The sequence below is a fragment of the Pseudoalteromonas sp. PS5 genome (assembly GCF_004103255.1).
GTDB classification, from domain to species: Bacteria; Pseudomonadota; Gammaproteobacteria; order Enterobacterales; family Alteromonadaceae; genus Pseudoalteromonas; species Pseudoalteromonas peptidolytica.
Genome location: NZ_RCSQ01000115.1, coordinates 22,134 through 29,519, shown reverse-complemented (window position 1 = coordinate 29,519; position 7,386 = coordinate 22,134). Strand labels below are relative to the sequence as shown.

9 protein-coding genes are annotated in these 7,386 nt (G+C 42.1%); 6 read left to right on the top strand and 3 right to left on the bottom strand.

Annotated features, from left to right (window positions below):
- Window positions 1-52: 52 nt before the first annotated feature.
- From D9603_RS14720 to D9603_RS14710, 3 genes are all read right to left on the bottom strand, one after another.
- Window positions 53-475, bottom strand: a complete 423-nt coding sequence (locus D9603_RS14720; RefSeq protein WP_128731884.1) for a MarR family transcriptional regulator — start codon at window positions 473-475, stop codon at window positions 53-55.
- On the bottom strand, window positions 476-955 hold the full coding sequence (locus D9603_RS14715) for a glutathione peroxidase (RefSeq protein WP_128731883.1): 480 nt from the start codon (window positions 953-955) through the stop codon (window positions 476-478).
- A gap of 111 nt (window positions 956-1,066) precedes the next feature.
- Window positions 1,067-1,924 (bottom strand): transporter substrate-binding domain-containing protein, encoded by an 858-nt coding sequence (locus D9603_RS14710; protein WP_241651672.1) that lies wholly within the window; start codon window positions 1,922-1,924, stop codon window positions 1,067-1,069.
- Window positions 1,925-2,179: 255 nt separating this feature from the next.
- Between D9603_RS14710 and D9603_RS14705 the strand changes: the two genes are divergently transcribed.
- The 6 genes from D9603_RS14705 to D9603_RS14680 all read left to right on the top strand — a co-directional run bounded on the left by D9603_RS14705 (window position 2,180) and on the right by D9603_RS14680 (window position 7,381).
- Window positions 2,180-2,818, top strand: coding sequence for a cytochrome b/b6 domain-containing protein (locus D9603_RS14705; protein ID WP_128731882.1), 639 nt, complete (start codon window positions 2,180-2,182; stop codon window positions 2,816-2,818).
- Between the two features lie 98 nt (window positions 2,819-2,916).
- Window positions 2,917-3,621 (top strand): DUF3581 family protein, encoded by a 705-nt coding sequence (locus D9603_RS14700; RefSeq protein ID WP_128731881.1) that lies wholly within the window; start codon window positions 2,917-2,919, stop codon window positions 3,619-3,621.
- 680 nt (window positions 3,622-4,301) lie between these two features.
- Window positions 4,302-4,907: a prepilin-type N-terminal cleavage/methylation domain-containing protein gene (locus D9603_RS14695; protein ID WP_128731880.1), complete on the top strand. Its 606-nt coding sequence runs from the start codon at window positions 4,302-4,304 to the stop codon at window positions 4,905-4,907.
- A gap of 33 nt (window positions 4,908-4,940) precedes the next feature.
- On the top strand, window positions 4,941-5,729 hold the full coding sequence (locus tag D9603_RS14690) for a type II secretion system protein (RefSeq protein WP_128731879.1): 789 nt from the start codon (window positions 4,941-4,943) through the stop codon (window positions 5,727-5,729).
- Window positions 5,730-5,742: 13 nt separating this feature from the next.
- Window positions 5,743-6,549 (top strand): type II secretion system protein, encoded by an 807-nt coding sequence (locus D9603_RS14685; RefSeq protein ID WP_128731878.1) that lies wholly within the window; start codon window positions 5,743-5,745, stop codon window positions 6,547-6,549.
- Between the two features lie 10 nt (window positions 6,550-6,559).
- Window positions 6,560-7,381, top strand: a complete 822-nt coding sequence (locus D9603_RS14680; RefSeq protein WP_128731877.1) for a type II secretion system protein — start codon at window positions 6,560-6,562, stop codon at window positions 7,379-7,381.
- Window positions 7,382-7,386 lie beyond the last annotated feature (5 nt).

Sequence of the window (7,386 nt, the reverse complement as noted above, 5' to 3'; positions counted from 1 at the left end):
GCAAGTATTAAGTCTAATTGGTATTAGACCTTGGTTTGACGCTAAGTCTAGATCATTGCAACAAATCGAGTGCGCTTTTTAGCAGTTGCATTTGCTCCATGCTTAACCCTGACTTTTCCAACATTTGGGCTGGAATGCAGGCGCAGGATTGTTCTAGTGCTTTTCCAGCTTTAGTTAAGTGAATAATTGTGTGTCGTTCATCATCCGGTGTTTTGTTCCGTGAGACTATTCCATGCTGCTCAAGCCTTTTCAGCAAAGGGGTGAGTGTGTTGCTATTCAGCCCCGCTCGCTTGCCGATTTCTTTCACTAGTTGTCCGTCTTGCTCCCACAGAATAAGTAGCACTATATATTGCGGGTAAGTGAGCCCAACTTCTTTGAGTAGCGGCTGATAGAGCCTTGTAACTTGTCTCGACGCGTTATAAAGCTTGAAGCAAAGCTGGTTATCAAGGTTGAGCTGAGGGTTGGATTTACTCATTTAACGCAGCAACTCTTCAATGTCTTGTGCAATTTGTGCCGGTTTTGTTATTGGTGCGTAGCGCTTTACGGGCTGGCCTTGTTTATCGAATAAAAATTTGGTGAAGTTCCATTTTATTTTGTTACCAAACATTCCAGGTAATATAGATTTTAGATACTGATAAAGCGGATGTGCGTTATCGCCATTAACTTCTATTTTTTCCATCATTTGAAAGTCAACACCATAGTTGATCAGGCAACCTTCTTGAATTTGCTTTGCATCGCCTGGCTCTTGTTTCCCAAATTGATTACAAGGAAATCCAATAATCACTAAGCCTTGCTCGGCATACTGTTGATGTAGCTTTTGTAGGCCCTCGTATTGTGGAGTTAAGCCGCATTCACTGGCGGTATTGACTATTAGTACGACTTTGTCCTGTAAGTCCGTAAATGAAAATGTCTTACCTTGGAGTGTGTTTGCTTCAAACTGATATAAATTAGCCATATTAATCTCTTGTGATTTAATCGTGTACGATCTAATTTATCGGCAAATTCTCAATATTGCAAGTGGGCAATCTCAAATGCCAATGACTATCTTACATTGAGTTAATCGTCATTATGGCTGGATGGGTTTGTATTTGGTGCTCAACATTGCAAGTCTGCGAGTGATCAGTAGATGATCTGGTTTTGGTAGGTACTTTAAGTGCGTCGTAATATAAAGCTTGGTAGGGTAAAGCGCCCGTATCATGGCGTTCGCTTGTTTTATAAATGCCTGTGTTTCGCGGGTGTGACTGCAGGCTATATGGCCTTCTAGATGAGAGAGATTATTCGCAAGAGGTAAAGAGCCTATCAAGTGTGCTTTATCTTTAGGGAAACTATTTTGAAATACTGTGGGGTAGGCTAATATAAAGTCAACCTTACCTGAACTAAACTCCTTAATAATAGTATCCGCCGATGTTTTGTATGGCTGGACTGAGACATTGTGTGGTGCTAGTTCAGATAATGCTGCATCAATACCCGTACCATACGATTTGCCGATTTCTCGAATAATGGTTTTATCAGGGTAGAATACCATTAAGCTATTCAATGACTTTAGTTTGCCTGTGCTATTAATTAAGCTGGCATCGATGGGCGTGCTTTGCTTAAAGTAGTAGAGGCGGTGACTGGGATACAAATGAATAGGGATAGTGAACAAAAAAGTTTGCTGTCGGCTTGGCGTTTTAAGTCGTGATACAGCACATACTGCTTGGTCACTGGCAAGTAACTGATTTAGCTCGCTCGGCGTGACTATTTTAAAATCAAAAAAATCGCGACCAAACTGATTGAGTAGCAGGTTGTTTGTATCTGACTCTAGGTTATTCGATTTTTTTGAAAAAAGTCGAAATTCATCATCAGGTTCAATAGAGAGTAGGAGAATTTTTGCATTACAGCTACCACTAAGTATGAGTAGCAACATCAGCATATATTTCATCATTACCCCAATGTGATAACACCTATTTCTACTTACTATAGAACATTCGCTGTTATTTATCTTTTAGGTTTATATTCTCGCGCACTTTCGTAGGCTATAGCCAGCTTGACGTCGTCATTCATTTGAATAAAGTCACAGCTAACAATTTCATAAATAGTATAGATGTATCAATCAAGCGCGTTTTAACGATAAGTTTTTGTACTGCGTTTTAGAACCTGTCATCATAGCGGTAGTTTTGATTATTGGGGCTAATACGTTATGACTAAAGTGTGGGACGGGTTCATCCGAGGTTTTCATTGGCTGCTTGTGGTTGGGTTGGTTACTTTATATATCACGGGTGAAGAAGGTATGATGGAGCTTCACTTTGTTACAGGTTATTTGTTACTGGCGTTAATGGCTACTCGACTTATTTGGGGGCTATTTGGCAGCCAAACGGCAAAACTTAGCGCGTTATTTCATTCACCAAAAGCCATAGTGAGTGCCATCAAGTCCAGTAAAAGTCATGTTGGCCACAACCCGGCTGGCAGCCAAATGGTACTGGTGTTTTTTGTCTTGATTATTGTGCAGCTGGGGTCTGGATTAATGACGACAGATGATATTTTGGTGGAAGGTCCACTCGCCCAGTATGTTTCTTACGATTTAGTTGAGATTGCAGGTGACATCCATCACACCAATATTGACATATTGCTCGCGGCGATTGCTATTCATATCGTGGCGATTGTAATGTACCGCTTGAAAGGTCAGAATTTAGTTAAAACACTGCTAACAGGCAAGCAAGAAAATGCTGCTGTTGCGCCAAAAATGAAGTCAGGTATTGTCGCTTATTTTATTTTTATAATATTGTCGGTGCTGTTACTGCTTACTTGGGGCGCTGAGCCGCTGAATAGTTTGTTGTAATATTTCGCAACAGAATATCCGAAACAGATTCGACCTCTAGTGCTAAAAATTCTGGTAATATGGCGCAATTTTATTATCTAGGTTAGAGAAAAGTAACGATGTTAGAGCCGTATTATCAACAACAGGCAAATCAGATCACCATTACCAGAGAGCAAGGCAGCTCATTTGCCAAGGGCGTTGCGGACGATTACAACCCATTACATGATGTAGATGCAAAAAAGTTCTGTGTGCCAGGGGATCTACTTTTCTCATTAGTACTTAAACACTATGGCTTGAGTGAAAGTATGCAGTTTAGCTTTGTAGGAATGGTTGATGAAACAACCGTTCTTACTTTCCCCGAGGGCAGTGCGCAGTTTGATATTATGGCAAACGACAAAGTAATGCTCTCTGTAACACGCAAAGGGGAGACAAGTACATGCTCATCGCTTATCGATAGTTTAACTACAAATTATGTTGAATTTTCTGGAACTACCTTCCCACATGTGATCATTCCATTGATGGGTGAGCAAGAGGTAATGATAAACCCCGCAAGACCTATGGTTATCTACGAATCTATGAGCATTCAAATGGATGATATCTCAGTCAGTGAAGTATCACTTGAGGCTGACAAACCTGAGTTTAGCTATGATGGCAAGCGTGGAAAAATCAATTTACGCTTTAACCTAACCGCAAATGGTACAAAAGTAGGTTTTGGGGAAAAGCATATGCTGGTTTCTGGGATCCGCGAATATTGTCAGCAAACAGTCGATGAATTAATTACCTATTATAACAACAGGAAGTTAACCTTAAAACCTGCTTGTTAAATTTTTGATGTTTATATGGGTGCAACACGGTTAAGTTCACCCATTGAATAACTTTGACCATTTCATTCCTACCTTACTTTCTAGTATCTCATTCCTTTTCACTATCCCTTTTTAATCTTTACGCTCAAAGTATTGTTTTTGGTTAAATTCCAAACGTACGTGTAATGACGTGTAATTCAAATCGGTGCTACTTTTGGATTATAGTTGCTTTTGAATCATTAGTTCTGTTTTTGGTTTTAAACTTGTGTTTTTACAATTTTTACTTTTATTTTTTACAAGTTGTTGTTTTTAATGGGGTGATATTAATTTCCTTTGATTACAATTTAACTTTATGCACTATTGTGTGTTTTGGTTTTGTTGTATAAGATTCGTCACCGTTAGCAGCATTAAGCAATAAATTTACAGCAACTAAGGTTTGAGTAAGCAAAAGCTAACCTCTTGTTTATAAAACTTGTTTGAACCTGCTTCTTTACTTGAACAAGCATTTTTGGTGGATATTGCATTTGCACCGAGCGCTTACCAAGGTATCTACTTGATGTGGATTAGGCGAATTTATGCCCCAAATGCTGGCTTTTGAAGGTGCATTAAGCGTAGTTAGCGGTAAAACTGACAGCTAACTTTCATTAATCATCTGTAGAACAGGTTAAACACCAAAACTATCAACTGGATACTGTAGTAGCATGAATCAAAAAGGTTTTACTCTCGTCGAACTATCAATTGTCTTAGTGGTGATTGGACTGTTGATCTCCATTAGCTCGGTTGCTGGAAACATTCAAAGAAATGCAGAGTATACCAAGATCCAAAGCCGTTTTGTTATGCCTTGGGCACAAACCTATAAAATCTACTTTGATTATGTTGGCCTCGTCCCTGGAGACATAACTCCCGCCACTGGAAAAATAAACCAAGGCAATGGCGATATTTGTGATGCTGATTTGCGCAAGTTTTTTAATGATGCCGGTATTGAACTGCCAACTGGCCGCGGCGCAAGTCGTGAAGACAAAGCCGTTTTTAATGCTTTAGACAATAACCCTCGCCAAATAGCAGTGTGCTTATCTCACGTACAGCAGTGGCGTATTCAGGGCTCAGAGATTGCAGTAAATGCAATACGTATCAATGGATTAACCCCCGATTTGGCAGCAAAGCTAGACACTGCAATTGATGGCCTTAGTAACGCCAGTGACGGTATGTTTCGCCTCATTACTGGCGCTAATGCCGATGCCGATTGGCCTGTAGCCAATGACACCAATTTACAATCGGTAGATGCTTACTACCGTATGCCATTTTAACTTTTAACTCTCTAACTACTTGGAACAATAGCGATGAAGAAAACATATCGTCAGCAAGGCTTTACTCTTGTTGAGATGTCTTTAGTACTGGTTGTGATAGGGCTCATTCTTGGCGCGCTGTCTGTCGGTAAAGATATGCAGCGAAATGCTGAATACAAAAAGATCAAACAAAAATTTGTTGACCAATGGGTACAGGCCTACAACCAATATTATGACCGCATGGGCGTGGTAGTTGGAGACCGCCCAAAAACGCCAACATTAGCGGTGAATGCGGTAAATGTTTCTGACGGCGGTGCGCTCAACGTGTTACTTGGAACAGCTGGAGCGGATGACAAACTAACGCAGGACAGCATTAAAGAGCTTTGTTCAACGCCTGGAACGGATGCCGTTGGTAAAGTAGCAGACTTACTTGGCTACTTCCACCGTGCTGGTATTGGATTGCCAACGGGTCGTGCGAATGGTTATGAAGACAGATATGTCTACCTAGATACCAATGGTAATCCACAGCAGCTCACCGTTTGTTTCCGATTTTTGGTGGCAGGTGCAGACCATGGTGCTGGTAACGTCATGGTGATCAAGGGGCTAACTCCTGACTTAGCACGCTCACTAGACAGCGCCATTGATGGCCTTGTGGATGCCGACGATGGTCGCTTTCGTTTAGACAATAGTACGACTCTTGAGTTAAGTACTGGTGATGGCTGGCCAACAGGTAACAACTCGGCGTCTACAGCTGGCACAGGTGGTGCGAGTAACACGACTTCAGCGGTAGAAGATCATCAGCAAGTTTCTACCCTTACTGCATTTTACCGCATGACTCAATAACAGGAACCAGAGAATGAAAAACCAACCTCTTCAGTCGAATAAGCAAACGGGTTTTACGCTAGTTGAAATGGCTTTGGTGCTGGTTGTTATCGGGCTAATTCTAGGTGCGGTATCAATTGGTAAAGACTTACAGCGTAGTTCTGAATATAACAAAGTAAAGCAAAAGTTTGTGGATCAATGGGAACAGGCTTACAACCAGTATTATATGCGCACAGGTGTGGTTGTTGGCGATAGCCTAAGTACGCCAACGTTTGCAGTAAATGCCGCTGGTGAATTTACTAAAGACAATCAAAAAACCACAACGGTATCGCAGTTTTTAGAGCTAAATACAGGTGGAGACTACAGTCAAATTGACGAGCCGCCGCGTTTATGCCAAGGACAAAACATCGACCAATACACGCAAAGACGTGAAAATAGCACTGAAAATCTACATAGCTACTTTGATGCGCTTGGTATTCGTATGCCAGCGGGGCGTGCAGAAGGTCGTGAAGATCGTTATGTCTATCTAGATACCAATGGTAACCCGCAAGAAATTCAAGTGTGTTTCCAGTGGAACAAGCCAAACTCAAATTCAGGCTCAGGTAACGTGATGGTTATTGCGGGCTTAACTCCAGATCTTGCGCGTATGTTAGATGAGATGATCGACGGTCAAATCAACGCCGCAGAAGGTCGCTTTAGAGAGCAAGCGACTACACCACAAGTGGGCTGGAGCTTTACCAACAAAGACAGTCAAGCAAGCACCACGGCTTCAACCGCTTCAGGATTTACAGACGAAGCACAAGTAAAAATTGTCACTGCACACTACAAGATGAATCAGTAAGGTAGCAACAATGAACAAGAATAAAGGTTTCACGCTAGTTGAAATGGCAGTCGTGCTGGTGGTAATTGGTTTGATCATCAGTGCCGTGTCAGTAGGACAAAACCTACAGCGTAACGCCGAAGTACAAAAGCTCAAGCAAACATTTATCGACCAGTGGGTAATGGCATATAACCAGTACTATAACCGCACCGGTGTTGTACTAGGTGATAGTGAGCAAGAGCCGCGCTACATGGTTGCAGGTAAAGAGTTTGAGTATGTCGGTATTCGTCAACAAAATGCTGGTGGCGCAGGGGTGCCAGGTGTTGAAGGAAGTGATATTCGCTTGCCAGAAACACTGCCGCGTATTTGTGAGGGTGCAGGGCATACTCGTATCGGTATGGACGATGACCGTGCGCTAGCTGCACAAAGTTTACATGATTTGATGGATCGCCAAGGGATCCGCATGCCAGCAGCTCGTTCTGAAGGTAGGGAAGATAGATTTGTCTACCTTGACAGCAACGGTAACCCACAAGAAGTTCAGGTATGTTTCCAGTGGAACCCTGAGGGGCAAATTCACGGCAGTGGCAATGTGATGGTGCTAAGAGGCCTTACTCCTGAGCTGGCTCGAGAGTTTGACCGTATGATTGATGGCAAAGCAGATGCAATCGAAGGTATGTTCCGTCAATACAACCCTAATCCAAATTCACTGACAACGTCTGGTGAGTCTGGTCGCGAATGGTTAGGTAACAACACCTATGCGATGAACGACCAAGTTGTGGAAAGTCGTGAAGGACTTAACCGAGACGAAGATGCCGTAATGTTAGTGACTGCGGTTTACAAAATGGAGCAATAAGAGAG

Bases quoted from the DNA above. Each gene is read 5' to 3' on its own strand.
- D9603_RS14720 (WP_128731884.1), bottom strand. From the start codon at position 475: ATGAGTAAATCCAACCCTCAGCTCAACCTTGATAACCAGCTTTGCTTC.
- D9603_RS14715 (WP_128731883.1), bottom strand. From the start codon at position 955: ATGGCTAATTTATATCAGTTTGAAGCAAACACACTCCAAGGTAAGACA.
- D9603_RS14710 (WP_241651672.1), bottom strand. From the start codon at position 1,924: ATGATGAAATATATGCTGATGTTGCTACTCATACTTAGTGGTAGCTGT.
- D9603_RS14705 (WP_128731882.1), top strand. From the start codon at position 2,180: ATGACTAAAGTGTGGGACGGGTTCATCCGAGGTTTTCATTGGCTGCTT.
- D9603_RS14700 (WP_128731881.1), top strand. From the start codon at position 2,917: ATGTTAGAGCCGTATTATCAACAACAGGCAAATCAGATCACCATTACC.
- D9603_RS14695 (WP_128731880.1), top strand. From the start codon at position 4,302: ATGAATCAAAAAGGTTTTACTCTCGTCGAACTATCAATTGTCTTAGTG.
- D9603_RS14690 (WP_128731879.1), top strand. From the start codon at position 4,941: ATGAAGAAAACATATCGTCAGCAAGGCTTTACTCTTGTTGAGATGTCT.
- D9603_RS14685 (WP_128731878.1), top strand. From the start codon at position 5,743: ATGAAAAACCAACCTCTTCAGTCGAATAAGCAAACGGGTTTTACGCTA.
- D9603_RS14680 (WP_128731877.1), top strand. From the start codon at position 6,560: ATGAACAAGAATAAAGGTTTCACGCTAGTTGAAATGGCAGTCGTGCTG.